19 protein-coding genes and 5 pseudogenes are annotated in these 25,901 nt (G+C 65.9%); 9 read left to right on the top strand and 15 right to left on the bottom strand.

The window, feature by feature from the left end; all coding sequences use genetic code 11:
* On the bottom strand, window positions 1–819 hold the full coding sequence (locus QP164_RS08475) for a type II secretion system protein N (RefSeq protein ID WP_132896846.1): 819 nt from the start codon (window positions 817–819) through the stop codon (window positions 1–3).
* Window positions 820–1,002: 183 nt separating this feature from the next.
* Between QP164_RS08475 and QP164_RS08480 the strand changes: the two genes are divergently transcribed.
* The gene (locus QP164_RS08480) at window positions 1,003–1,632 is read left to right on the top strand and encodes a prolyl hydroxylase family protein (protein ID WP_333924216.1); all 630 of its coding nucleotides are present in this window, start codon (window positions 1,003–1,005) and stop codon (window positions 1,630–1,632) included.
* Between the two features lie 159 nt (window positions 1,633–1,791).
* Here the strand turns inward: QP164_RS08480 and QP164_RS08485 are convergent, their stop codons facing one another.
* Both QP164_RS08485 and QP164_RS08490 read right to left on the bottom strand, forming a co-directional pair.
* Window positions 1,792–4,512, bottom strand: a complete 2,721-nt coding sequence (locus QP164_RS08485; protein WP_333922860.1) for a TonB-dependent receptor domain-containing protein — start codon at window positions 4,510–4,512, stop codon at window positions 1,792–1,794.
* Between the two features lie 88 nt (window positions 4,513–4,600).
* Window positions 4,601–6,199 carry a hypothetical protein gene (locus tag QP164_RS08490; RefSeq protein ID WP_333922861.1) on the bottom strand — a complete coding sequence of 533 codons (1,599 nt, stop codon included), beginning with the start codon at window positions 6,197–6,199 and terminating at the stop codon, window positions 4,601–4,603.
* A 297-nt stretch (window positions 6,200–6,496) separates the two neighbouring features.
* On the opposite strand from QP164_RS08490, the gene QP164_RS08495 reads away from it, so the two are divergent.
* Window positions 6,497–6,898, top strand: coding sequence for a DUF6481 family protein (locus tag QP164_RS08495; RefSeq protein WP_333922862.1), 402 nt, complete (start codon window positions 6,497–6,499; stop codon window positions 6,896–6,898).
* Here QP164_RS08495 and mtnP read toward each other — a convergent pair.
* The 9 genes and pseudogenes from mtnP to QP164_RS08540 form a co-directional block, all read right to left on the bottom strand.
* Window positions 6,870–7,732 (bottom strand): annotated as a pseudogene (gene mtnP / locus QP164_RS08500) (S-methyl-5'-thioadenosine phosphorylase). The gene QP164_RS08495 and the pseudogene mtnP sit on opposite strands and share 29 nt — an antisense overlap.
* Window positions 7,729–9,120, bottom strand: a complete 1,392-nt coding sequence (locus QP164_RS08505) for an amino acid permease (RefSeq protein WP_333922863.1) — start codon at window positions 9,118–9,120, stop codon at window positions 7,729–7,731. Before QP164_RS08505 ends, mtnP begins: the two are co-directional and overlap by 4 nt.
* A 306-nt stretch (window positions 9,121–9,426) precedes the next feature.
* On the bottom strand, window positions 9,427–9,780 hold the full coding sequence (locus QP164_RS08510; RefSeq protein ID WP_332754289.1) for a HesB/IscA family protein: 354 nt from the start codon (window positions 9,778–9,780) through the stop codon (window positions 9,427–9,429).
* A 110-nt stretch (window positions 9,781–9,890) separates the two neighbouring features.
* Window positions 9,891–10,352: an SUF system Fe-S cluster assembly protein gene (locus QP164_RS08515; RefSeq protein ID WP_056057670.1), complete on the bottom strand. Its 462-nt coding sequence runs from the start codon at window positions 10,350–10,352 to the stop codon at window positions 9,891–9,893.
* Window positions 10,349–11,527 (bottom strand): cysteine desulfurase, encoded by a 1,179-nt coding sequence (locus QP164_RS08520; RefSeq protein WP_333924217.1) that lies wholly within the window; start codon window positions 11,525–11,527, stop codon window positions 10,349–10,351. The genes QP164_RS08515 and QP164_RS08520 overlap by 4 nt, the downstream gene beginning before the upstream one ends.
* Before the next feature lie 155 nt (window positions 11,528–11,682).
* Window positions 11,683–12,756 carry a SufD family Fe-S cluster assembly protein gene (locus tag QP164_RS08525; RefSeq protein ID WP_333922864.1) on the bottom strand — a complete coding sequence of 358 codons (1,074 nt, stop codon included), beginning with the start codon at window positions 12,754–12,756 and terminating at the stop codon, window positions 11,683–11,685.
* Between the two features lie 145 nt (window positions 12,757–12,901).
* Window positions 12,902–13,645 (bottom strand): Fe-S cluster assembly ATPase SufC, encoded by a 744-nt coding sequence (gene sufC / locus QP164_RS08530; RefSeq protein WP_333922865.1) that lies wholly within the window; start codon window positions 13,643–13,645, stop codon window positions 12,902–12,904.
* A 151-nt stretch (window positions 13,646–13,796) separates the two neighbouring features.
* A complete protein-coding gene (gene sufB / locus QP164_RS08535) occupies window positions 13,797–15,287 on the bottom strand; it encodes a Fe-S cluster assembly protein SufB (protein ID WP_056057660.1) in 1,491 nt (496 codons plus the stop codon).
* Window positions 15,288–15,467: 180 nt separating this feature from the next.
* Window positions 15,468–15,854 (bottom strand): annotated as a pseudogene (locus tag QP164_RS08540) (SUF system Fe-S cluster assembly regulator); the annotation flags it as partial.
* Window positions 15,855–16,203: 349 nt separating this feature from the next.
* Here QP164_RS08540 and QP164_RS08545 point away from each other — a divergent pair.
* The 4 genes and pseudogenes from QP164_RS08545 (at window position 16,204) to QP164_RS08560 (ending at window position 20,913) form a co-directional block, all read left to right on the top strand.
* A pseudogene (locus QP164_RS08545) lies at window positions 16,204–17,266 on the top strand (quinone-dependent dihydroorotate dehydrogenase).
* A gap of 211 nt (window positions 17,267–17,477) precedes the next feature.
* A pseudogene (gene ggt / locus QP164_RS08550) lies at window positions 17,478–19,219 on the top strand (gamma-glutamyltransferase).
* Between the two features lie 79 nt (window positions 19,220–19,298).
* Window positions 19,299–19,988, top strand: coding sequence for an SDR family NAD(P)-dependent oxidoreductase (locus QP164_RS08555; protein ID WP_333922866.1), 690 nt, complete (start codon window positions 19,299–19,301; stop codon window positions 19,986–19,988).
* Window positions 19,978–20,913, top strand: coding sequence for a 50S ribosomal protein L11 methyltransferase (locus QP164_RS08560; protein ID WP_333922867.1), 936 nt, complete (start codon window positions 19,978–19,980; stop codon window positions 20,911–20,913). The genes QP164_RS08555 and QP164_RS08560 overlap by 11 nt, the downstream gene beginning before the upstream one ends.
* Before the next feature lie 217 nt (window positions 20,914–21,130).
* Here the strand turns inward: QP164_RS08560 and phhA are convergent, their stop codons facing one another.
* On the bottom strand, window positions 21,131–22,009 hold the full coding sequence (gene phhA / locus QP164_RS08565; protein ID WP_333922868.1) for a phenylalanine 4-monooxygenase: 879 nt from the start codon (window positions 22,007–22,009) through the stop codon (window positions 21,131–21,133).
* A gap of 22 nt (window positions 22,010–22,031) precedes the next feature.
* Between phhA and QP164_RS08570 the strand changes: the two are divergent.
* A pseudogene (locus QP164_RS08570) lies at window positions 22,032–22,696 on the top strand (TIGR02117 family protein).
* A gap of 238 nt (window positions 22,697–22,934) precedes the next feature.
* On the opposite strand, the gene QP164_RS08575 reads toward QP164_RS08570, so the two are convergent.
* Both QP164_RS08575 and QP164_RS08580 read right to left on the bottom strand, forming a co-directional pair.
* Window positions 22,935–23,213 (bottom strand): hypothetical protein, encoded by a 279-nt coding sequence (locus QP164_RS08575; RefSeq protein ID WP_333922869.1) that lies wholly within the window; start codon window positions 23,211–23,213, stop codon window positions 22,935–22,937.
* Window positions 23,214–24,218: a glycerophosphodiester phosphodiesterase gene (locus QP164_RS08580; protein ID WP_333924218.1), complete on the bottom strand. Its 1,005-nt coding sequence runs from the start codon at window positions 24,216–24,218 to the stop codon at window positions 23,214–23,216.
* Between the two features lie 141 nt (window positions 24,219–24,359).
* Between QP164_RS08580 and QP164_RS08585 the strand changes: the two genes are divergently transcribed.
* Both QP164_RS08585 and QP164_RS08590 read left to right on the top strand, forming a co-directional pair.
* Window positions 24,360–24,923 (top strand): 2Fe-2S iron-sulfur cluster-binding protein, encoded by a 564-nt coding sequence (locus QP164_RS08585; RefSeq protein ID WP_082441359.1) that lies wholly within the window; start codon window positions 24,360–24,362, stop codon window positions 24,921–24,923.
* Window positions 24,920–25,900 (top strand): FAD binding domain-containing protein, encoded by a 981-nt coding sequence (locus QP164_RS08590; protein WP_333922870.1) that lies wholly within the window; start codon window positions 24,920–24,922, stop codon window positions 25,898–25,900. The genes QP164_RS08585 and QP164_RS08590 overlap by 4 nt, the downstream gene beginning before the upstream one ends.
* The last annotated feature ends 1 nt before the right edge of the window (window position 25,901 follow it).

Genomic DNA, 25,901 nt, shown 5'->3' on the forward strand with positions numbered 1-25,901 from the left:
TCATTGAGGAGGCGCAATCGTGATGGCGAGCGACAGAGTATCCTGTCCGCGCTCTACAGTGATGGGGACGTTGCCGCCGCCCGCGAAATCCTTGGTGATCCGGTCAAGATCGCCAGGCCCAGTGACAGGTCGTCCGCCGATCGACGTGAGCACGTCGCCGTCTTTCAGCCCGGCCGCGCGAAACGCTGCACCGGACCCTTGCGACCGGAGCGTCAGCCCGCTGATCCGACCACCATCGATCCTCGGGATGAAGCCAATCTCGGTCCGCAATTGTGCGATCGGGATCCCGGCAGCATCGGACGACGCGCCGGCCGAAGTGGCGCCCGGCACGACCGGCGCTACCGCACCCGACTGATCGAGAAAGAGATCCTCGTCGACACCACCCCGATCGATTGTGACGTGATCGAACGCGACCGCCTTCAGGCGAACGCCCGGCTGGATTTCATCGCCGATCGCAACGCTCTGCTGAACGCCGTCAGGACCGGCGATGATCGCCGAACTGCGACCCATCGCCTCGTCCATGCGCGTGCCGAACAGGGTGAGCTGGAGCGACGTTACCGTCGCCGGGGCTCCGGGCGCACCGCCGAGACGGAAGAACGGATCGAAGCCGCGCAAGATGTCGGCGGGCGAGCCGACTACCATCGGCGCGGCCGGGCGCCAGTCGCCGAGCGGCGTGATCGGCGTCACGATGGTCCAGGCCAGCCGAGCGCATTGGACCGCAAGCCCCGCCAGCAGCGCAAGCTCGACGACACTATAGACATTCACGACCGGCATACGCCGCAAGATACGGCGCGCCCTCGCGTCCAGCTTCAATCGCATGCGCGACCCACCCCAATTTCCCGCATCTCGCCGCGTAGGCATGCCATGTTACAATTCCGCGTCAATGGCTTGTGCGTTAAACATACGAAATCTGATGCCGGCCATGCGCGTTACAGCTGGGGTAGCGCATTACGCCCCCGATGGGCAGAAGACGCAGATGTCCGATCCTCTTCCGTCCAGTGGCTGCGGCCTGCCCCCGAACCGGTCCTCGCCCGACTGTCCGCGCCCGGCGTGCAACGCGTGCCGAGCGCAAAGCTCGATTTGTTCGTACGGCGCGACTTCCTGCCGCCCGAATTGTGCACGGCGTTGATCGAGCGGATCGATGCGGTGCGGCGTCCGTCGACGATCTCCGATTCGAACGGTGACGCGAGTTATCGGACGAGCGAGACGGGCGATCTGTCGGCGGACGATCCGGTCGTGATCGACGTCGAGGCTCGGATCGCGGCGCTGACCGGGCTCGACCCGGTGCACGGCGAGCCGTTGCAGGGACAGCGCTATGCGGTCGGGCAGGAGTTCAAAGGGCACACCGACTATTTTGAGCCGAACGGCGTCGACTATCATCGCTATTGCGGCGTGGCCGGCAACCGGACGTGGACCGTCATGATCTATCTCAACCAGCCCGAGGCGGGTGGCGCGACGCGGTTCAAGGTGGTCGACAAGATCATCCAGCCGGAGACGGGCAAGCTGCTCGCGTGGAACAACCGACGTGCGGACGGGAGCTTGAATGCGGCGACGCTGCATCATGGGATGAAGGTGCGCGCGGGGGTCAAATACGTGATCACCAAATGGTTTCGGGAGAAGGCTTGGGGGTGAACGCTGAAGTCGGCGAGCCTGATGAACTCATACCACCCCGCGAAGGCCGGGGCCCAATTGGGGGACGGCGATAATGAGGCACATCGCTCCATTACGTCCACCTTGCCAATTGGGCCCCGGCCTTCGCCGGGGTGGTGGCATGCAGGGGTATTTTGGCCCTTAAAACTGCACGCTCGCCCCCAGTGTGAACACCCGGCCGAGCTTGTAGCGGTTGATGTCGACTTCGGCACCGTTCGAGAAGGTCTGGTACTCGCGGTAGCCCGTCCCCGTCAGGTTGCGCGCTTCGAACTTCATCTCGATCTGCTTGCCCGAGACGGCGATGCCCTGCCGCGCGACGACGTCGAAGCGGATGCCGGGCTTCTCGATCAGATCGGGCAGGCGAACGCCGCCGCCGCCACCGACCGGGCCACGGTTGGTCACGCGGTCGCTCGCGTAATTGAACAGCAACGTCAGCTGCGACAGGCTCGCCTTGTCCTCGATCCCGAGCTGCAGGTTGACGAGATGATCCGACTGCCCGGTCAGCGCCGCGCCGTCCTGGAACAGCACGTTGGCGGGACGCAGGCTGGCGGTCGTGCCGTTGCTCTGGATCGGGCTGGCGATCAGCTCGTCGCCAACCTGCAGCTCGGAATGCGTGTAGGTGTAGTTGGCGATCGCGACGAGACGTCGGGTCGCGAAGAAGTCGCCGCCCAGGCCGTCGAGCGGGATGTACTTCTGCAGCTCGACCTCGCCGCCGTACAGGTTTGCGCGCGGTGCGTTGGCGAAGCCGGTCTGGAGCGTGTCGCTGCCCGCCGGGAAGAACGCGACCGCCTCGATCGGGTTGTCGATGCGCTTATAGAAGCCCGCCAGGTTGAACTTCTGGTCGCGCGCGAAATACCATTCGTAGCGCAGCTCGCCGTTATATAGCTGCGAGTCGGTCAGGAACGGGTTGCCGAAGAACAGGCGATCGCTCTCGAAATCCTGATACAGCTGCGGCGCGAGTTCGCGGAACTGCGGCCGGGCCAGCGTCTTCGACATATGCCCGCGCAACTGCATGTCGGACGCGAAGTTCCACGTCACCGTCACCGCAGGCAGCCAGTATGCGCGCGACAGATTGGTCTGCGCGAACGAGACGCCGGCACCGCCACCCGGCAGCACCGTCTCCAGCGCGTCCTCGTAACGAATGCCGACATTGGCGCGCAGACCGTCGAGGATCTCGCCCTCGACCTGCGCATAGGCACCATGGACGCGCAGCGACGCGTCGTAGGTCGGCGCGCAGTTTGGCGCGACGCACGTGTTGGCGAGGCCGATGCCATAGGTCTGGAGGTTGAAGTCCGACAACAGATAGTCGGGGCGTTCCTGCGCGACCGCATCGTTCAGCGCGACGTTGCCCGCGGTCTGATAACGGAAGGTATAGCGGCTCGATGTGCGATCGGTGTCGCTATACGCATAGCCAACCGACAGCGCGAACGGGCGGTCGAACGGCACGTTCCAGGTGAGGTTCGCCTGACCCGACCAGAGCGTCTCGTCGAGTTCGCTGAACGCCACCGCCGCGCTCTGCAAGCCGCTGAGGTTGTTGGTATAGTCACCGACATTCGCATTGTACTGATAGGTGAACTGGCGTTCGTAGGGCGAGTTGCGCTCGGTTTTCGCGTAGCTGCCGCGCGTATCGAGCGCGAAATCGCCAAACTTGAACTCGCCGACCAGCTGCGTATCGATCAACTGGCGTTCGAACCAGCTCGTGTTCTGGACGATGAACGGCTGGATGCCGTCGACATCGCCGATGTTCGAGGTCGAGCCGGTGCTGAGGCGGCCCTGCTTCAGCGTGTCGTGGATGTAGAGGTTGGTCCAGCGGATCTTGTTCTCGCCGAACTCCGCGCCAAAGCCGAGCAGGCCGTTGATGATCGAGCGGTTGTCGGTCAGCACGGTGCGGAAATCGCGCGTCAGGATGCCGCCGACGTCGTCGGTAGACTGCTGCAGCGTATCGCGCGTCCGCCACGTGTTGCTGATCCCCGCCGCAGCGATCACGCCGACGCGCGTGCTGCCGATATCGGCCGAGGTGCCGAAGCTCGTCTCGCCCGAGAGGTTGGCCGGGATCTGGTTGTTCTGCTGGAGCAAGGTCGTCTTGGCGTTCGACAATGCGGTGATCTGCGCGCCAGTCAGCGACGTGCCGTTCGCGCCCGCCGACTTGATGAAGCCGGGCACCTTGCGCTCGCCACTGTCGAAACCGGTCCAGTCGTGCTTGCCGCCGTCATAGACATAGCCGAGTTCGCTGGTCGTGACGGTGTCCGCGCCGACCGATCCGCCGAACTGGAAGAAGGTCTTTTCGGGGACCGCCTTGGTCGTCAGATTGATGACGCCGCCGCCGAATTCGCCCGAGTAATTGACCGAATAGCTCTTCTGGACGACCGCCGAGGCGATCACGTTGGTCGGGAAGATATCGAGCGGGACGACGCGGCGCAGTGGCTCCGGCGACGGTAGCGGCGAGCCGTTGAGCAGCGACGACGAATAGCGATCACCAAGACCGCGGACATAGACGAGGCCGTTGCCGACCACGGACAGGCCGGTGACGCGCTGGAGCGCACCGGCGATATCGCCTTCGCCGGTCCGCGCGATATCCGCCGAGGACAGCACGTTGACGACGGCAGCGGTGGCGCGAACCGCGTTCGGGACGTTGCGGCCGACGACGACGATGTCCTCACCGGTGCCACTGCCGCCAGGCGTGGAGATCTCGACCTGCTCCTGCTGTTGTTCGGCCTGGGCAGCGGGGTCGGTGCGCTGCTCGACCGGCGTCCCTGCCTGCGGCGAGACGACGCTACCGGCTGGAGCGGTTTGCGCGAACGACTGCGCCGGGACGAGCGTCGTCGTCGCGAGCAGGACGGAGACGAGAACGGATGACTTCATGGCTGCCCCGGCAACAAGAGGAATTCGGTAGGTACAAGGCTGCGCGGCGGGCCCCCGCCCCCGCGCAGCCTTAGGCTTGGCGTCGGTGTCAGCTGGTCGGCAGCGCGGTGCAGGCGCTGCTCGTCGTTCCGAAGCTCGCGCGGTTCGAGTTGCAGGTCCAACCGCGATACCAGGTGTCGGTGCTGCCGTTGACCGCGCCGACATAGTTGGTGTTGACGAGGAACGACGTCCCGGTCGGGTTGAGCGTGGCGGCGTTGAACGCGGTGGTCGTCGACGACACACCGGCGGGCAGGAAGGTGCCGGTAACGGCCGAACCGACCGCGGCGCTATCGGTGTTGTTGGTACCCGCGCGGAACAGCGCCTGCTGCTCCTCGACCGTTACGGTGATGCCGTTGACCGTGGTCGTCGCATACGGCGTCAGGCAGCTGAACACGACCGAGTTGAACACCGGCGGGCCCTTGTCCTGCAACGTCGTGTCGGCAGGACGGATGGTCGTCTTGCCGCCCGCATCGGCGCCGGCGATGACGTTGAGGCATGCGCTGTTCGGGTTGCTGACGATGCCGTTGACGAAGGTCGCATCGGCACCACCGCGCAGACGGATCGCCGCGTTGGTCGCGGTCGACGTCTCGATGAAGGTGAAGTTGGCGAGCGTGTAGGCCTGGCGCGGCAGCGCGTCTTCTGAGCCGTTCGAATCGATCTCGGTCGAGTAGTTGTCGGTCTGTGTGTTGACCGGCTTCTGGATCGCCAGCACGAACTGGACGAAACCCTGCCAGCCGACATCGGTATCCAGGCCGTCATCATCCGAACCCGTCAGCACCAGATAGCGCAGGTTGCTGCGGCCGCCGAAAATCTCGATGCCGTCGTCCGAGCTGTTGTGGACCTGGATGTGATCGAGCGTCGTGCCCGAGCCGGTGCCGCCGAGCGTCAGGCCCTGAAGCTCGTTGTTCGGGCTGATGACGGTGCCCGAATAGCGGATCTGGACATAGCGGATGCTGCCGCTGCTGTCGGTCGGCGTCGCGCCGCCGTACAGCGCGGTGCTGGTGCCCTCGACGACGTTCTCGCAGGCCACGTTGCCACCGGGGACAGTATTGTTGCAGTTCGAGATCGGTGCACGACCGGCCAGGATGATGCCGCCCCACAGGCCCTGCGATTCGTCGGTGACGCCGCCGGTGATGTTCGCCTGCGCAGTGAAGATGATCGGCTGCGTCTCGGTGCCCTCGGCGATCAGCTTCGAGCCGCGGTTAACGACCATATAGTCATTATCCGCATTGGTCGTGTTGGCATAAACCAGCGAGCCGGCTGCGATCGTCAGCGTGGTCGCGATCCCGCCCGGTGCGCTGCCTGCGCCGCCGATGTCGACGCCGACGTCGACGCGTCCGTTGATTTCATAGGCGACGCCCGCGGCCTTTGGCAGGCTCAAGGCTGACGTGATCAGCGACGGCAGGCGGCACGAGCGGTAGTTGCCGAGGATGCCGACATCGGTGGTGCCGGTCGGGCACGACGTCGCGGGCGTGCCTGCGGTCGGGGTAGGAGTCGGCGTGGGCGTCGGGCTCGGCGTCGGCGTACCCGGTACGACGATCACGCCTTCGCCCGGCGACGCGACGCTGTCCGCGCCATCGCAGGCCGAGAGGGCCATGCAGGCAGTGCCGGCGAGCAGAACAAGACTCGTGCGCTTGAAGATGGTCATTCGAGAGACTCCCGGTCGATATCGTTGATCTGACGGATCGACTCAGGCTCCCCCTGCCGACCTCGATTAGGCGACTATGCGGAGCACGTGACGTTACGATGCGATTTGGATGACGCTTGCATGACTATGATGTGACGGATCGGTGACACCGTTTGCGCAGCGTGGGTTGAAACCTGCGCTTTCGAACACATCTCTTCCGATCCGGCGCGCGATGATTTACAGGCGCCGTCAGCGTCACTGCCCGCGCATTCCTGCGTCGGGGCGGTCAGACCGATATTACAGGATTATTCTACGACAATGGCCTCTTTCAAGGACCCCAGCTTCCAGGACCGCACGAGCAGCGCAGCCGCCGCCAAGCAGAAGGCGCTCGAAGCGCTGAAGGCCAAGCCGCCGATCGACGAGGCGGTCGTTGCCGAGCGCCTCGCTGCGCGTGAAGCCAAGGAACTGGCCGAGCGCGAGAAGCGCGCCGCCAAGCGTGCCGCCGAGGACGAAGCCAAGGCTGCGAAGAAGGCCGAGGCCGAAGCGGCTGCTGCAAAGAAGCGCGAGGCTGAAGCCAAGGTCGAGCTGACCGACGCCGAGAAGAAGGCGATCTCGCGACGCGAAGTACGCCGCGCGAAAGAACAAGAAGAAGTAAGGCGCGTGTGCGGATCCGTTTCGGCGGATCCGCCCGCTACAGCGCGCGTCCTGCTACCGCGCTGAGTTTCGCCACCAGCGACGGATCGCGCACATCGCTCGCGGTAATGATCGCGGTGTCGAGACACGTGTCGATCGGCGAAGCCTCGCGCTCCATCGGCAGGTTGCACAACAGTGCCATCACCATCGCGCGGGCCTTTGCCGCATTCGCGCCGAGTTGCGCCACGACCTGCGCGACGTCGACGCCGGCCTCGTCGTCGCGCCAGCAATCGTAATCCGTCACCATCCCGACCAGCGCGTAGGGAAGCTCCGCCTCGCGCGCGAGCTTCGCCTCGGGCATCGCGGTCATCCCGATCACGTCGCAGCCCCATTGCCGGTAGAGCCCGCTTTCCGCGCGCGTCGAGAATTGCGGGCCTTCCATCGCAAGGTAGGTACCGCGGTCGTCGACATGCGCGCCGGCTTCTCGCGCTGCGTCCGCCGCATAGCGAGAGAGCCGCGGGCAGACCGGGTCCGCCATCGATACATGTGCGACCAAGCCGGTGCCGAAGAAGCTCGACGGTCGCCCCTTGGTTCGGTCGATGAACTGGTCGACGACAGTGAAGCTGCCGGGCGGGCGGGCCTCGACCAGCGAGCCTACCGACGATACTGCAAGAACGTCGGTCACCCCGAGCCGCTTCAGCGCGTCGATGTTTGCGCGCGCGTTGAGCTCCGAGGGGAAATGCGATGCCCTCGGCCGTGCCGCGGCAGGAACGCGACACCGACATGGCCGACGCGACCGGTATAGATCGCGTCCGACGGTTCGCCCCACGGGGTCTCGACGGTCTGCCAGCGCCCATCCTCGATACCGTCGACCGCGTACAGTCCGGAACCGCCGATGATGCCGATCGTCCAGCCGCTCACTTCGCCAGTGCCCGCGGCCGCGCGTAGACGAAGTAGATCGCGAGGCCGAGCAGGTTCCAGAGCCCGAAATACAGCTGCGTCTTCGAGGGCAGGCTGAAGAAGAGGTACAGGCAGCCGAGGATGCCGATCGTCCCGACCAGCGTCGCGGCCGGCGCGCGGAACGTGCGGATCGCATCTGGCGCACGGCGGCGCATCACGAGCATGCAGGCGCAGACCGCGACGAATGCCGCGAGTGTGCCCGCGTTGGCCAGCGCGGCGATCTCGGCGAGCGGCAACAGGCCTGCGATCACCGCGACGATCGCCGCGGTGATCCAGGTGATGCGGACGGGGGCACCTCGCCTGGAGACCTTGGCGAGGCTCAGCGGGAGCAACCCGTCGCGTGCCATCGTAAAGAAGATCCGGCTCTGGCCGAACAGGAAGGCGAGCAGCACGGTCGGCAAGGCGATCACGGCGGATGCACCCAGGAAAGTCGCGAACCCGGGCCGACCGATCTCGCGGAGGATCAGCGCGAGTGGTTCGGCGCTGCCGGCGAACTTGGTGTACGACAGCGCACCGACCGCTGCGACCGCGACCAGGATATAGATCGCGATGCACGCGACCATCGATCCGACGATGCCGATCGCGAGATCGCGGCCGGGGTTCTTCGTCTCTTCCGCCGCCGTCGAGATCGCGTCGAAGCCGTAGAAGGCGAAGAAGATGATCGCTGCCGCCGCCATGACGCCGCGCTCGGCGCCGTCGGGCTGGACCGCCTTGGGGAAACCGTAGGGCATGAACGGGTGGAGGTTGGCGCTGTTGAAATAATGCAACGCGATGAACACGAACACGGTCAGTGCGATCATCTTCACCCCGACCAGCACCGCATTGAGCGTCGCACTTTCGCGCGTGCCGAACGACAACACGCCAGCGACGACCGCGATGATGAAGATGGCGGGGACGTTGAGGATGCCGCCGAGCTCAGGGCTGAGCGTCAGCGCCTCGGGGAAGCCGAACGCCCCGCGTAACAATGGCGCGGCGTAGCCTGACCAGCCGACTGCCACGGTCGACACGACGAGCGAGTATTCGAGGATGAGGCTCCAGCCGATCACCCAGGCGATCAGCTCGCCGAGCACGACATAGCTGTAGGTGTACGCGCTGCCCGAGGCGGGGATCATCGTCGCCATCTCGGCATAGGCGAGCGCCGCGCAGGCACAGATGCCGCCGGCGATGACGAACGAAAGGATCACGGCGGGACCGGCGAGCCCTGCTCCCACGCCGATCAGCGTCAGGATCCCGGTGCCGACGATGCCGCCCACGCCCATCGCCACCAGATGCGGCCATGACAGCGTCCGCGCGAGCTGATGCTCGGGCGGCTGCTCGGTGACGATTTTTCGGCGAAACAGACTGGCCACGGATATCCCCTCTTCTTTGGCGCGGGGAGTGGCACAGGAAGGGAGCGGGGGCAAGGTCAGCAGCCAACCACCTACCCCAGCGAAGATCTCCTCCCCGCCGGAGGCCGGGGTCCAGTTGGTAAAGTCATCGTGGCGATGCGAAGCGCGGTGTCAGCAGCGTTTCCCAACTGGGCCCCGGCCTTCGCCGGGGTGGTAGAAGGGAGCCGAAATCGAACGGCAGTCCGCTCGTCCTTGTTCTCCCGCGAAGGCGGGAGCCCAGCCTGTGTCCCCGCCTTCGCGGGGACACAAACTAGCGAACGCTGGAACTCAGACCGTGAAGCTTTCCCCGCACCCGCACGCGCCCTTGGCGTTGGGGTTCTGGAACACGAACCCGGCAGTAAAGTCGTCCTCGACCCAGTCCATAGTCGACCCGATCAGGTACAAAATCGACCCGCCATCGACGAACAGCGTGCCGCCGGGCGTATCGATCCGCTCGTCGAAGGGCTTGGCCTCAGTGACGTAATCCACCGAATAGGCCAGCCCCGAACACCCGCGCTTGGGCGTCGACAGCTTGACCCCGATCGCATCCGCCGGCGCGCGCGCCATGAGGTCGGCGATCCGCGCGTGTGCCGTCGCCGTGAGGTTCAGCGCCGCCGGTCGTGCTCGCAATGTCGTCGCCATAACCAATTCCTTCTGCTCCCCTCCCGCCTGCGGGAGGGGTCGGGGAGGGCTTGAACAGCAGCGTTCCGCTCTCCCCTCCCTAACCCCTCCCGCAAGCGGGAGGGGAATTGTTACAGCATGCCCAGTTCGAGCTTCGCCTCGTCCGACATCTTCTGCGGATCCCAAGGCGGATCCCAGACCAGGTTCACTTCCGCGAACCCGACCCCAGGCACCGACCCGACGCGCATCTCGACCTCCGCCGGCATCGACTCCGCGACAGGACAGTTCGGCGTCGTCAGCGTCATCGCCACCACCGCGTGCCCGTCCTCGGTCACCTCGACGCCGTAGATCAGCCCCAGATCATAGATGTTCACCGGGATCTCGGGATCGTAGATCTCCTTCAGCGCATCGATGATCGCATCGTACACCGCGCCACCGGGCTCGCCGGGCGAGTCCACCTGCGGCTTCTGCGCCAGGAAACCCGCGAGATAATCGCGCTTACGCTCCGCGTCGGAGTCCGTCTCCATCACGACGCGCGCCTTGGGCGGCGATGCGACGGCATCCACTTCCTCGATCTCGAACCGATCGCTCATTTGAAGATCCTCGTTACTCGCTCGATACCGCGCACCAGCGCCTCGACGTCCGCTGGCCCGTTATAAACGCCAAAGCTCGCGCGCGCCGTCGCCTCGACGCCAAGCGCCTCCATAAGCGGCTGCGCGCAGTGATGGCCGGCGCGGATCGCGACGCGCTCCTCGTCCAATATGGTGCCGATGTCGTGCGGATGAACCCCCTCGATCGTGAAGCTTACGATCCCCGCCGAGTCCGCCGGGCCATAGAGGCGCACCGAATTGATCCCCGACAGCGCCTCTCGGGTGGCGGTCACCAGCGCCGTCTCGTGCGCATGGATCGCGTCGAGCCCGATGCTCTCGACATAGTCGATCGCCGCATGCAGGCCCAGCGCGCCGACGATATGCGGCGTCCCCGCCTCGAACCGTCCCGGCGGCGGCGCGTAAGTGGTCTTGGCGAACGACACCTTGTCGATCATCGATCCGCCGCCCTGGTACGGCGGCATTGCGTCGAGCAATTCCGGCTTGGCCCACAGCACGCCGATTCCGGTCGGCCCGTACAGCTTGTGCCCGGAGAACACGTAGAAATCGCAGCCGATCGCCTTCACGTCGACCGTGATCCGCGGCACCGACTGGCAGCCGTCGAGCAGGATTTTCGCGCCCACCGAATGCGCGATCTCGGTCGCGCGCTTGGCGTCGAGCACCGAGCCGAGCACGTTCGAGACATGCCCGAGCGCGACCAGCTTGTGCGCTGGCGTGATCATCCGCTCCATCGCGTCGAGGTCGATGCAGTGGTCGGGCGTCAGCGGCAACACGTCGATCGCGACGCCGAGACGTTCTGCGATCATCTGCCACGGCACGATATTCGAATGATGCTCGAGCATGGAAAGGAGAATGCGGTCGCCCGCCTTCAACTGCGTCCCGGCCCAGCACTGCGCGACGAGATTGATCGCCTCGGTAGCACCGCGCACGAACACGATCTCATCAGGCGAACCAGCGCCGATGAACCGCGCGACGGCCTTACGCGCCGCTTCGTAAGCGAGCGTCATGTCCGCCGAACGCTGGTACACGCCGCGATGCACCGTTGCGTAAGTCTCGCCGTAAGCGCGCGTGATCGCATCGACCACGGCCTGAGGCTTTTGCGCGGTCGCGGCGGTATCGAGATACGCCCAACCCTCGGGGATCGCGGGGAAGTCCGACAGACGGTCGAGCGCATCCTCCCCGGCACGGGGAGGGGGACCGCGACGCGCAGCGACGGGGTGGAGGGGGCTTCCACAGACGCTACGCCCAGTGGAGCCCCCTCCACCAGCTGCGCTGGTCCCCCTCCCCGTGCCGGGGAGGATTTGCGTAACATCACTCACAACGCCCGCTCCAGCCACGCATCGGCATCCGCCACGAAAGCCTCGCGCACCGTCTCGTCCGCGATCTGCACGAACGCGTCACCGACGAACGCGCGCGTCAGCAGTGCCTGCGCCTTGGCATGCGGGATGCCGCGGCTCTGCATGTAGAACAGCGCGCGCTGATCGAGTTCGCCGACCGTCGCGCCGTGTGCGCACTTCACGTCGTCCGCGAAGATCTCAAGCTCGGGCTTCAGATTGACCGTCGCGGTGCGCTGCAACAGCAACCCGCGCAATGACTGCACCCCGTCGGTCTTCTGCGCATCGCGCGCGACCTCGACCCGCGCCGCAAGGCTCGCGGTCGACTTGTCCGCCGCGACCGCACGCCAGATCTGCTTGCTCTGCCCGTTCAGTGCCGCATGCCGCACCGACACCGCGCACTCCTGCCGCTGGTCGTTCCGCGTCAGCAACGCGCCGCCATATTCGGCGAACGCATCGTCACCCGTTACCGTAATCGACCCGTCGATCCGCGTCCCGGCATCACCCGCGCCCAACACAGTGACGATCAGGCTCGCCTCGGCACCGATCTCAACCTCGTCGCGCAACGACACGAAGCCATCAGCCTGAAGCAACCGCACCGCCCGCGTCAGCTTAGCGCCCTTGCCAAGCATCATCCGCGTCGACCGGTTCGACCAGCCAGTCCCGACATACGTCTCGACCACCGACGCGCTCGCACCGGCGACGAGAACGATCTCCGCGGGAAGCTGGTTGTCGCCACCCGTCGCGATGTGGACGATCTGGATCAGTTCGGCCGTCGCATCCGCGTCGACGCGCAAGGACCAGCCCAGGCCGGTCGTCCGACGCCCAAGCGCGTGCGATCCGCCGTCGATCGGTACGATCGTGACGTGCCGCAGATCGCTGCGCCCCTCGTCGAGCACGCCATCGACGAACACCGCCCGCGCACCCGGCAGATCGAGAAACCAATCGCCAGCATCCAATGCAACGCCGCGCGGCAACTCAGCCGCCGCCGCGATCGCCGCCGGATCACCCCAACGCCAGGATTCCTCGCGCGTCAAAGGAAGTTCTGCCTTCAAATCCTCCCCGGAACGGGGAGGGGGACCGCGACGCGTAGCGGCGGGGTGGAGGGGCGCTTCCACAGATGCTACGTCCAGCGGAGAACCCCTCCACCAGCTTCGCTGGTCCCCCTCCCCGTACCGGGGAGGATTTGCGACAAGCTACTCATGCGGCAATCCCCACATAGCCTTCGCTCTCGAGCTGCTTGGCGAGATCCTTGCCGCCCGAGCGGACGATCTTGCCGTCCGCCAGCACGTGGACGAAGTCCGGCTCCACGTAATCGAGCAACCGCTGGTAGTGCGTGATCAGCAGCACCGCCTTGTCGGACGCGCGCATGATGCGGTTGATGCCGTCGCCGACGACGCGCAGCGCATCGATGTCGAGGCCCGAATCGGTCTCGTCGAGGATCGCGAACTTCGGATTGACGATGCCCATCTGGACCATCTCGTTGCGCTTCTTCTCGCCGCCCGAAAAGCCGACGTTCACCGGCCGCTTGAGCATGTCGTAATCCATGCCGAGCAGATCCGCCTGCCCGCGCGCGAGCTTCAGGAACTCGCCCCCCGACAGCGGCTTCTCGTCCCGCGTCGCGCGCTGGGCGTTCAAGGCCTCGCGCAGGAACTGGACGTTCGACACGCCGGGAATCTCGACCGGATACTGGAAGCCGAGGAACACGCCCGCCGCGGCGCGCTCGTGCGCCTCCAGTTCGAGCAGGTCGACGCCGTCGAACGTCACCGAGCCCGCCGTGACCTCATAACCGGGCCGCCCGCCGAGCACATAGCCCAGCGTCGACTTGCCCGCCCCGTTCGGCCCCATGATCGCGTGCACCTCGCCCGCGTTCACTTCGAGCGACAGGCCCTTGAGGATTTCCTTGCCGTCGATCTCGGCGTGGAGGTTTTCAATTTTTAGCATCGAATGTAGCCCAATTCCAAATCTCTAAAATGCGCGGCACCAACTACGCCAACTCTACCCCGTCATTCCCGCGAAGGCGGGAATCCACTCATCCGCATGCGCGAAAGGCGGAGTGGATTCCCGCCTTCGCGGGAATGACGGAAGGGGAATATCACCCCACGGAGCCTTCCAACGAGATCCCCAGCAGCTTCTGCGCTTCCACCGCGAACTCCATCGGCAGCTGCTGCAGAACCTCCCGCGCAAAGCCATTCACGATCAGCGCGACCGCCGCCTCCTGGTCCAGCCCGCGCGACATCGCGTAGAACAGCTGGTCCTCGGAGATCTTCGACGTCGTCGCCTCATGCTCGATCTGCGCGGACGGGTTGCGGACCTCGATATACGGCACGGTATGCGCGCCGCACTGGTCGCCGAGCAGCAGGCTGTCGCACTGCGTGAAGTTGCGCACGCCTTCCGCGGTCGGCGCAACGCGCACCAGCCCGCGATACGTGTTGTCCGAACGCCCGGCCGAAATCCCCTTCGACACGATCGTGGATCGCGTGTTCTTGCCGAGGTGGATCATCTTCGTGCCGGTGTCGGCCTGCTGGCGATTGTTCGTCACCGCGACCGAATAGAACTCGCCGACCGAGCCATCGCCGAGCAGCACGCACGACGGGTATTTCCACGTGATCGCGCTGCCGGTCTCGACCTGAGTCCAGCTGACTTTCGAGTTCTTGCCCTGGCACAACGCACGCTTGGTAACGAAGTTGTAGATCCCGCCGACGCCGTTCTCGTCGCCCGGATACCAGTTCTGCACGGTCGAATATTTGATCTCGGCATCGTCCAGCACGACCAGCTCGACCACGGCGGCATGCAGCTGGTTCTCGTCGCGCATCGGCGCGGTGCAGCCCTCGAGATACGAGACGTAACTGCCCTTGTCGGCGACGATCAGCGTCCGTTCGAACTGCCCGGTATTCTCCGCGTTGATCCGGAAGTACGTCGACAGCTCCATCGGGCAGCGCACGCCCTCGGGGATGTAGACGAACGTGCCGTCGGAGAAGACCGCCGAGTTCAGCGTCGCGAAATAGTTATCGCGCTGCGGCACGACCTTGCCGAGCCACTTCCGGACGAGATCGGGATATTCCTTGATCGCCTCGGAGATCGAGCGGAAGATCACGCCGGCGGCCTCCAGCTCCTTGCGGAACGTGGTCGCGACCGAGACGCTGTCGAACACCGCATCGACCGCGACGCGACGCTTGGGCGTGCCGTCCTCGTTCAGCGGATCCTCGACCACGCCCGCCAGCATCTTCTGCTCGCCGATCGGAATGCCGAGCTTCTCGTAGACGCGCAGGATCTCCGGATCGACTTCGTCGAGCGACCCGAGCTTCGGCTTCGCCTTGGGCTCCGCGTAATAATACGCGTCCTGGTAATCGATCGGGGGGACGTTAAGCTTCGACCAGTCGGGCGCCTCCATCGTCTGCCACAACGCGAACGCCTTCAGCCGCCAGTCGAGCATCCACTGCGGCTCGCCCTTCTTGGCGGAAATGAAGCGCACCGTGTCTTCCGACAGGCCCTTGGGCGCGAATTCCTGTTCGATGTCCGAGGAGAAGCCCCACTCGTACGTCTTGTTCGCGGCGGCGTATGCCTCTGCGTTCCGGGTAGCCATCATTCCATCTCCGCCGCGGCGCGGCTCTCTAAAAACTCGGCGATCTCTGCGTCTCTGCGCGAACAAGATACTTTGCGCGCAGAGACGCAGAGAGCGCGAAGGAAGGGGTAAGGCGCTGCGCGCGTCATGCGGGCACCTGTGAAAGAGGGGGTGTAAAACCGGGGTTTGCGAAAGGCTGGCGAGCGACACGCCGGCAAGCGCGCTGCGGACCGCGCCGTTGACGGCGTTCCAGTGCGGCTTCACCTTGCACGTCTGCTCGACGCAGCAGTCCTGCGACGCGCCATCGACGCACGACGTCAACGCGATCGGACCTTCGACCGCCTCGATGATGTCGGCGAGCGAGATCATCGCGGGCGGTCGCGACAGGCGGAAGCCGCCGCCGGTGCCGCGCGTGCTCTCGATCAGCCCTGCGGCAGACAGTCGGCTCACCAGCTTCTGCACGGTCGGCAGCGGCACGCCGGTCTCCTCCGCGAGCAGCGTCGCGTTCAGCCGCGCGATACCGCCGCAATGACGCGCCGCGGCGCTCATCATCACGACCGCATAGTCGGCTAGGCTGGAAAGACGCATGGTGGCTTAGGAGTCCAATCGGACCGATATGATCCGATTGGTCAAATGGGCTTTGTGCAGTGCATCGTCAACCCGGCGAGGGGTGCTAACGACTCGCAACTGGAGGCCGTTTTCCTTGCCGCTTATGCCTCAGTTCGGCCCGCTCCCCTACAACCCGTCACCCCAGCGAAAGCTGGGGTCTCCCGGTTTGGGTCGGGCGCCTCGAACGTGGAGACCCCTGCTTTCGCTGGGGTGACGAATGGAGTGGGTGATGGATGGAGTGGGTGTCTGATGGCCGGCGGGACGAACGGGCTGTGCCTAGCTGGGTAACGGCTTGACGCTACCCGTATGGAACGCGAGGACGACGCCCATGGCCTTCTACCACCCAATCCTGTTCCGCCTCGACGCCGAGCGCGCGCATAGCCTAACCATTGCAGCGCTCGGCGCGTGGGGGAAGGCCGGCACGCCGCTCGCCCCCAGCGTACCGCGGCTCGCGACGACCGTGGCGGGGATCGCCTTCCCCAACCCGGTCGGCCTAGCGGCAGGCGTCGACAAGGACGGCCGTGCGATCGACGGCTTCTTCGGACTGGGCTTCGGTAGCGTCGAGATCGGCACGCTCACGCCGCTGGCGCAGCCCGGCAACCCCAAACCCCGCATCTTCCGCCTCCCCGAAGACCGGGCGGTCATCAACCGGTTAGGGTTCAACAATGGTGGCCTCGACGCGGCCCTCGCCCGAGTATGTTCACCCGCGAAGGCGGGAGCCCAGGCTGGGTCCCCGCCTTCGCGGGGAAACAAGGTGCTCGGCATCAACGTTGGCGCCAACAAAGACGCGACCGACCGCACCGCCGACTACGTCCACGGCGTTACCAGAGCAGCCCCCACGCCGACTATATCACGATCAACATCAGCTCCCCCAACACCCCGGGCCTGCGCGATCTCCAGCACGGCGCGGCGTTGCGCGACCTCCTCGCCGCCTGCACCGCCGCGAAGGGCACCACGCCGATCTTCCTCAAGGTCGCCCCCGACCTCGAACCCGCCGACATCGACGACATCGCCCGCGCCGCGCTCGACAACCGGATCGACGCGCTGATCATCAACAACACGACGATCTCCCGCCCCAACCTGCGCTCGGCCAACTCAAAGGAAACCGGCGGCCTGTCCGGAGCCCCCTCGCCCCGCTGGCCCGCCAACGCCTGGCCGATTTCCGCAAGGCGACGGGCGACGCTATGCCGCTGATCTCGGTCGGGGGCGTAGACAGCGGCGCCGAAGCCTATGCCCGCCTCCGCGCCGGGGCGAGCCTCGTCCAGCTCTACACCGCATTGGTCTACGAAGGCTCCGGCCTAACCGCCCGCATCCTCCGCGAACTGGACGCGCTGTTGAAGCGCGACGGCTTCGCGACGATCGCAGATGCGGTGGGCGTCGACGCTCGCTGACCTTCCCATCCCGTTATCACACTCGTCACCCCATCCGTCCGCACCTGCCCCCCCCCGGCATCCCAGCGAAAGCCGGGATATCCCCGTGGGTCTCCTGCAGCCTGCCTAACCCGGATACCCCAGCTTTCGCTGGGGTGACGGACTTGGGAAGGGGAACAGAATCCAGCCTAGCCGCTTGCCTCATATCCGAACCGCGCTAGGCTCGCCCGCGATGAAGACCTCTCTCCTGGCGCTCGCCCTCCTCCTCCCCACCGCCGCTGTCGAAGCGCGCCAAGCCGCCCCCGCCCCGGCCAAAGACCAAGGTATGGTCAGCGCCGCCGACCCGCGCGCCGCAGCCGCCGGCGTCGAAATCCTCCGCGCCGGCGGCAGCGCCACCGACGCCGCGATCGCCACCATGCTCGCGCTCAATGTCGTCGAGCCGCAAAGCTCGGGCATCGGCGGCGGCAGCTTCTGGATCTCCCACGCGGCCGGCGGCGCACTCAGCACGATCGACGCGCGCGAAGAGGCGCCCGCCGCCGCCGACGCACGCTGGTTCTACGCCCCCGACGGCACGCCGCTCAGCCATTCGGACGCAGTCCCCGGCGGCCGCAGCGTCGGCATTCCCGGCGCGCTCCGCGGCATGGCGCTCGCGCACCGCGCCTCGGGCAAGCTCCCCTGGGCGCAACTGTTCGCCCCCGCGATCCGGCTCGCGACAAACGGTTTCCAGGCCTCACCCCGCCTCGTCAACGGGATGAAGGCGTATGGCGACCACATCACGCCCGAGACAAGGAAACTCTTCTCCACCCCCGACGGCTCGCCGGTCGCGATCGGTGCCACGATCAAGAATCCGGAGCAGGCCGCGCTCCTCCAGCGCATCGCCACGCGCGGTCCGGACAGCTTCTACGTCGGCCCCGAGGCGCAGAAGATCGTCACCGCAGTCAACACCGCAGCGCGCAATCCGTCGAAGATGACGCTCGGCGACCTCGCCAGCTACGACGCCAAGTCGCGCCCGCCGGTCTGCGTCAAATACCGCGTCTACCGCGTCTGCGGGATGGGCCCGCCCTCGTCCGGCGGCATCACCGTGCTGATGATCCTGAAGCAACTCGAACGCTTCGACATGGGCAAACTCGGCAAGGACAGCGCGCAAGCCTGGCACCTGTTCGCCGAGTCCTCGCGCCTCGCTTATGCCGACCGCGACCTCTATGTCGGCGATCCCGATTTCGTCCGCGTGCCGGTGCAGGGCATGCTCGACGCCAAGTATCTCGCGGCACGCTCGGCACTCATCGCACCCACCACGACGATGGCGAACGTCACCGCCGGCTCGCCCCCGGCGCGCCCGCACGCGTCCGCGCACCGGTCAGCGAAGTTCCAGGGACCACGGATCTCGCGGTGGTCGATGCACGCGGCAACGTCGTCGAGGTGACCACCACCGTCGAGGGCTATTTCGGTTCCGGCATCACGGTCGACGGCACCGTGCTCAACAACCAGCTCACCGACTTCGACATCGTTCCCGAAAAGAACGGCGCGCTCGTCGCCAACCGCGTCGAGGGCGGCAAGCGGCCGCGCAGTTCGATGTCGCCGACGATCGTCTACGGCCCCGACGGCAAGGTGCGCCTGGCAGTCGGCGCGGCGGGCGGCTCGACGATCATCGCGCAGGTCGCGAAGGCGATCGTCGGCGTGGTCGACTGGAAGCTGTCCGCGCAGGATTCGATCGCGCTCGGCCTGCTCTACGCTCCCGGCCACGTCGCTGCTGCCGAAAAGGGCACCGAGCGCGAGGCGATGGTCCCCGCGTTGCAGGCGCTCGGCGAAACCGTCCAGGTCGCCGCGCTCGGCCTGAAAGCGAACGCGATCGAGCGCGTAGGCGGCAAATGGGTCGGTGCGGCCGACCCGCGCAGCGAGGGCGTCGCGATGAGCCAGGACGGCACCGTTACCCGGATTCAACGCGTCGGTGTCCTTCAGCGCGCGCCAGAATGACGCTGGGCAGGCACTCGCAGGCCCGCCTGAGCATCACATTGGGGTGACGGAGCGCGATACCGCGCGCTAAGAGCAGCCCATGACCATTCTTCTGACCGGCTCCAGTCGCGGTATCGGCGCGGCTATTCATGCGGCGCTGACCGATGCGGGCGCGTCCGTCATCGGGCATGGGACCGCCAGCGGTATCCCGGCCGACTTCAGCGATCCTGCGGGGCCGACTGCGTTGTGGAACGCTGCGTTGAAGCAGGCGGGCGGCGCGATCGATGTGTTGATCAACAATGCTGGCGTGTTCGAGGCGGCGCCGCTTGGGGATGACGATTGGACCGCGCAGTGGGAGCGGACGATGCGTATCAACCTGACCGCGTCGGCGGAACTGTGCCGGTTGGCGGTGCTGCACTGGCGATCGCGCGGGTTCGGTGGGCGGATCGTCAATATCGCCAGTCGGGCGGCGTATCGCGGGGATTCGCCGGCGCATTGGCATTATGCCGCGTCGAAGGCTGGGATGGTGGCGATGACCAAGACGATCGCCCGGGGGTATGCTCGGGAGGGCATTCTGGCGTTTGCGGTGTGCCCGGGGTTCACGTTGACCGGGATGGCGGAGGACTATCTGTCGAGCCGGGGCGGCGATGCGTTGCTGGCGGATATTCCGCTTGGGCGGGTTGCGGCGCCTGACGAGATCGCGGCGGCGGCGAAGTTTCTGGCGCTTGAGGCGCCGGCTTCGATGACGGGGTCGGTGATCGACGTGAATGGAGCGAGCTATGTCCGATAGTTGGAAGCTTACCCTCCCCTGCACGCGGGCGGAGGCGGAGGCGATCGATGCGAGCGACGATCTGACGATCGACGGCGTGCTGATGACCACCGAAGAGATCGAGGACGACGTCGAATCGTGGCGGCTCGATGCGTATTTCGAGCATGAGCCGGCGGCCGACACGGTCGCTGCGGTGCGCGCGCTGGTGCCTAGTGCGGCGGGGGCCGAGATCGCGGTCGAGCGGTTGGGCGATGCGGACTGGGTGACGATGAGCCAGGCTGGGCTGGAGCCTTTGTCGGTCGGGCGGTTCTTCGTGCATACGGGCGCGCATGCGGGCGCGGTGCCGGCGGACCAGCGGGCGTTTTTGATCGAGGCTAGCCGGGCGTTCGGGACGGGGCATCATGAGACGACCAGCGGGTGTCTGGCTATGCTCGACGAGTTGGCGGATGCTTCGTTTGCGAACGTGATCGATATCGGGACTGGGACGGGGTTGCTTGCGTTTGCGGCGGCCCATCTTTGGCCTGCGGCGGCGGTGATGGGGACGGATATCGATCCGGTCTCGATCGATGTTACGGCGGAGAATGCGGCGCTCAACGGGGTCGAGGGGATCGATCTGGTTGTGGCGGACGGTACGCTGGACGATGCGATCGTGGTTCGCGCGCCGTATGATCTGGTGATCGCGAATATTCTGGCGGGGCCGCTGGTGTCTATGGCGCCGGAGATCGCTTCGATTTCGGATGCGGGGGCGACGATTGTTCTTGCCGGGTTGCTGGAGACGCAGCGGGCTGGGGTCGTGGCGGCGTATGAGGCTTGCGGGTGTTCGCTGGAGGCGGTCGATCGGCGGGGGGATTGGAGTGTGCTTCGGTTGAGCGCGGGGGCTGTGCGGTTCGTGGCCGAGGGGCCGTTCGATCCCAAGGGGCGTGATGGGTGGGCGCTGGATATTTGAGGTACCCGTAGAAGAGTGTTCCCCCGCGAAGGCGGGGGTCCAGTCTGGGCCCCCGCCTTCGCGGGGGAACAAGTTTGGGGAGGGCTGCCCTCACCTCCACTGCCGCCGCCACCCCGGCGGAGGCCGGGGCCCAGTTGGGTGAAGCTTTGAGATAAAACCGCACCGCCATCCCAACTGGGCCCCGGCCTTCGCCGGGGTGGTGGCTTCTAGAGGATGCTTATGCGGTCTCAGCGGATGCCTTCGACTTCGCGTACGCCTGCGTGCCCTCAGTGATCACCACATCGCCCGGCTCGATCCGCGCGACCGGGATATCCGGGAGCGCCTTCAGTTCCTCGTACAGCGGCGCGAAGTCCGTCTCTACCGTCAACCGCAACAACTCCTCGAAGCTTGGGATGACGAAGTAGTTCTGCTGGAAATCGTCGATCCGGTATTCGGTCCGCATCACCCGGGCGAGGTCGAGCGCGATCCGATTGGGGCTCGGGTCGTCGAGCGCAAACCGCGTTTCCGCGTAACTGGAGACGATGCCGGAGCCGTAGATGCGCAGGCCTTCGGGTTCCGCGATCAGGCCGAACTCGACCGTGTACCAGTAGAGCCGTCCCAAGTATTTCAGCGCGTCGAGGCCGAGCGCACGCTGGCCACCGCGGCCGTAGGCGGCGAGGTAGTCGGCGAAGACCGGGTCGGCGAGCATCGGCACGTGGCCGAACACGTCGTGGAAGACGTCGGGTTCCTGGAGGTAGTCAAGCTGGTCGGGGCGGCGGATGAAGTTGCCCGCGACGAACCGGCGGTTGGCCATGTGGTCGAAGAACACGTCGTCAGGGACGAGGCCGGGTACTGCGACGACCGACCAGCCGGTGAGCTTGGTCAGGCGTTCGGACAGCTCCTCGAAATCGGGGATGCCGGGTTTCGACAGCTTCAGGACATCGAGCCCGCGCAGCCAGGCGTTCGAGGCGCGGCCGGGGAGCAGCTTCGACTGGCGCGCGAACAGCGTGTCCCAGGTCGCGTGATCCTCCGCGGTGTAATCCGCCCAGTTCTGCGGGATCGTCCAGTCGGGAGCGCCTTCGGGCGGGGTGCTCAGCACGTGTGTGTCATTGGCCATGCGGCTGGTCTAGCATGACGGAATGAAGACGGAAACGCGTTGGGTTACATGGACTTTACGGGCGTTCGCGGCGGTGTTCGGGCTGGCAGCGAGCTACGCGGTGGCGGGGTTGGCCGGCGGGTCGATCCCGAGCAATCGCGACTGGCGGGCGCCGGCCGAGGGCGTGCATATCTTCGTCGAGAGCAACGGCGTGCATACCGGGATCATCGTGCCGAAGGTGGCCGCCGGGGTGGACTGGCGCGGGGTGGCGCGCGCGGAGGATCTGCGCGATCCGCGGTATGGCGCGTTCGATCATGTGGCGTTCGGGTGGGGGAGAAGACGTTTTATCTGGAGACGCCGACCTGGGCTGACGTGAAGCTGCAGACCGTGGTTGCTTCGGCGGTCGGGAGTAATCGGACGTTGATGCATGTCGATCATCTGCCGATGCCGCGCGCGGGGGATGGGGCTCGGGAGATCGTCTTATCGCCGGCTCAGTATCGGCGGTTGGCGGCGTATATCCGGGCTAGCTTTCGGGATGGGGGTGCGCGGTATCGGGGGTATGCCGGGTATGATGCGTTTTACGAGGCTAACGGGCGGTATAGCGCGGTGCGGACGTGTAATGCGTGGACGGGGGATGCTCTGCGGTTTGCGGGGGTTAGGGTTGGTTGGTGGACGCCGTTTCCAGTTACGGTGATGGGGTGGTTTTGAGGGCTGTCGCGAACCCGACAGCTTGTTCTCCCGCTGCTTTGTTCTCCCGCAAAGGCGGGAGTCCAGACTGGGCTCCCGCCTTCGTGGGAGAACAAGGAAGTCAGGGAACATTGGCTTGGGGAACCACCCCGGCGGAGGCCCCGGGTCCAGTTGGGGGACGTTGCTGACTGAGCGCAGCGCTACGTTACTTCTGTTGCCCAACTGGGCCCCGGCCTTCGCCGGGGTGGTAGAAGGGAGGTCAGTTCCCGGCGCGGTAGTCGTGGTACTGGCCGCATTCCGAGCGCTGTGGGTCCTTCTTGCAGCGCTTCGCCAGTTCCTTGCGCTGCTTGCCCTCTTCGGCTTCCTGCTTGCGCATCTTCTTGCCGTAGTTGCGGTCCGATTCTTCCTGGCTGGTCGTACTCCAGTCGACCGCCTTGCCGGCGACCTGGAACGGCGCCTTTACGATCGACGTTGCGGTGCTGATGCAGCCACTTACGAGGAACGGCAGGACCGCGAGTACGGGGAGGACTTTACGCATTTACTTTACTCCTGCACGCGCCCGGTCGCGCGCCTGAGCCCCGTATAGCGGAAAGTCGGTGAAGAAACCGTCGATACCTTGTGCAAGGCCCGCGTCGATCTCCGCGGCGATGTCGCCGTGGGCGGCGGGGTCGGTGCCGCGGCGGAAGCGGGTCGGTTCGAAGTAGTTTTCGGCGCGGTAGGTCCAGGGGTGGACGCGTAGCCCTGCCGCGTGCGCGTCGGCGACCAGCGTGGTGGGGGTCGTGTCGGTCCAGAGCATGCTCTTGTTGGGGCCGATGCCGTAGCCGTAGGCCGCGATGGCCTTCAAGCCCTCGGGCGTGATCATCGCCTTGTAGCTCGGTTGCGCGCCGTCGGCGGGACCGCCCTCGCCGTCCATGAGCTGGATCAGGCGGACCTTGGTCATCTTGTGGAGGCGCTGGAGGTTGGCGACCTCGAACGACTGGATGAACACCGGCGCCTTCGCCGAGTCCCAGCCGGCCTCGCGCAGTTCGGCGACCAGCTTCGCGTCGGTCGGGTGGCCGATCTTGGCGAAATAGGTCGGATGCTTGGTCTCGGGATAGATGCCGATCGTCCGGCCCGTATCGGCCGTGCGGCGCTTGGCGAGCGCGATGATCTCGGCGAGCGTGGGGATCTGGAACTGGCCGTCATAGGCGGTGTTCGCGGGGCGGAGCTTGGGCAGGCGCTCCTTCGCGCGCAACGTCTTCAGTTCGGCGAGCGTGAAGTCCTCGACGAACCAGCCGGTCATCGTCTGACCGTCGATCGTCTTGGTGGTTTTCCGCGCGGCGAACTCGGGATGGTCGGCGACGTTGGTCGTCTCCGCGATGTTGTTCTCGTGGCGCGCGACGAGCACGTCGTCCTTGGTCGGCACCAGATCGGGCTCGATGAAGTCCGCACCCTGGTCGATCGCGAGCGAGTAGGCCGCCAGCGTATGCTCGGGGCGGAGACCGCTCGCACCACGGTGCGCGATCACGATTGGCGGCGACAATCGGGGAGAAGCTGGCGTCATCGCAACAGCTTGCCCGCTCAGCGCTATGAACGCCAGCGTACCAACACGTGAGAGCTTGTCGCAATAGGAAACGATCGGTCGCATCGGCGTTGAGTCCTCGAAATCCGTACATTCCCGGCACATTCAACCAGGGGCACCGCCATGCATTTCACGATCAATGGTCAATCATATGACGCCGAGCCCGATATTCGCACGTCGGTGCTCGACCTGTGCCGCGAGCATCTCGGTCTGACGGGCTCGAAGAAGGGTTGCGATCATGGCCAGTGCGGCGCGTGCACGGTGCTGATCAACGGGCGTCGGGTCAATTCCTGCCTGACGCTCGCGGTGATGCACCAGGACGACGAGATCACGACGATCGAGGGCATCGGCCAGCCGGGCAACCTGCACGCGTTGCAGGACGCGTTCGTGCGGCACGACGGCTATCAGTGCGGCTATTGCACGCCGGGGCAGATCTGTTCCGCGGTCGGCATGCTCGACGAGGTCAAGAAGGGCTGGGCCAGCCATGCGTCGGGCGACCTGACCGATCCGAAGTTCGACGATGCCGAAATTTCCGAGCGGATGAGCGGCAATCTGTGCCGGTGCGCCGCGTACCCGAACATCGTCGATGCGATACGCGAAGTCGGTGGTGCCGAGCCCGCAGGCCGGACCGCGGACGAGAAGGACGCCGCGATGGAAGCAAACGCGCGCGGGGAGCTGGTGGCATGAAGACCTTCACGTACGAGAAGCCCGCGACGCCCGAGGCTGCGGTCAAGGATATCGATACGAGCGGCGCCAAGTTCATCGCGGGCGGCACGAACCTGCTCGACCTGATGAAGTTGCAGGTCGAGACGCCGGACAAGCTGGTCGACATCTCGCGGCTCGATCTCGCAAAGATCGAGGAGCGCGAGGATGGCGGGCTGACGATCGGTGCGCTGGTGCCGAACAGCGATCTCGCCGCTGATCGCCGCGTCTTCGCGAAATACGAGGTACTGAGCCGCGCGTTGCTCGCCGGCGCGTCGGGGCAGTTGCGCAACAAGGCGTCGACCGGGGGCAATCTGCTCCAGCGGACGCGGTGCTATTATTTCTACGACACCGCAGCGGCGTGCAACAAGCGCGAGCCGGGTAGCGGTTGTTCGGCGATCGGCGGCTTCAACCGCATCCTCGCCGTGCTGGGGACGAGCGAGCATTGCATCGCGACGCACCCGAGCGACATGGCGGTGGCGATGCGTGCGCTCGACGCGACGATCGTGACGTTGAAGGCGGATGGCGATCGTCGGCGGATCTCGATCCACGACTTCTATCGCCTGCCGGGCGATACGCCGCAGATCGAGAACGCGCTCGAAGCGGGTGAACTGATCACGCACATCGAGCTGCCGGCACCGGTCAAGGGCAAGCAGGAATACCGCAAGGTGCGCGATCGTGCGTCCTATGCGTTCGCGCTCGTCTCGGTGGCGGCGATCGTCGACGTGCAGGACGGCGTGATCGCGTCGGCTTCGCTCGCGTTCGGTGGCCTTGGGCCGATGCCGTGGCGCAATCCGGCGGTCGAGGCGGCGCTGGTCGGCAAGGCGCCGTCCGATGCCGTGTTCGAGGCGGCGGCGACCGCGCTGCTGGCCGATGCCAAGGGCTATGGCTCGAACGACTTCAAGATCCCCCTCGCCCGTCGCACGCTGATCGCGACGCTGCGCAACGTCACGGGAGCATAAG

Origin of the sequence: Sphingomonas sp. LR59, from assembly GCF_036855945.1 — a bacterium.
Classification (GTDB): Bacteria; Pseudomonadota; Alphaproteobacteria; order Sphingomonadales; family Sphingomonadaceae; genus Sphingomonas.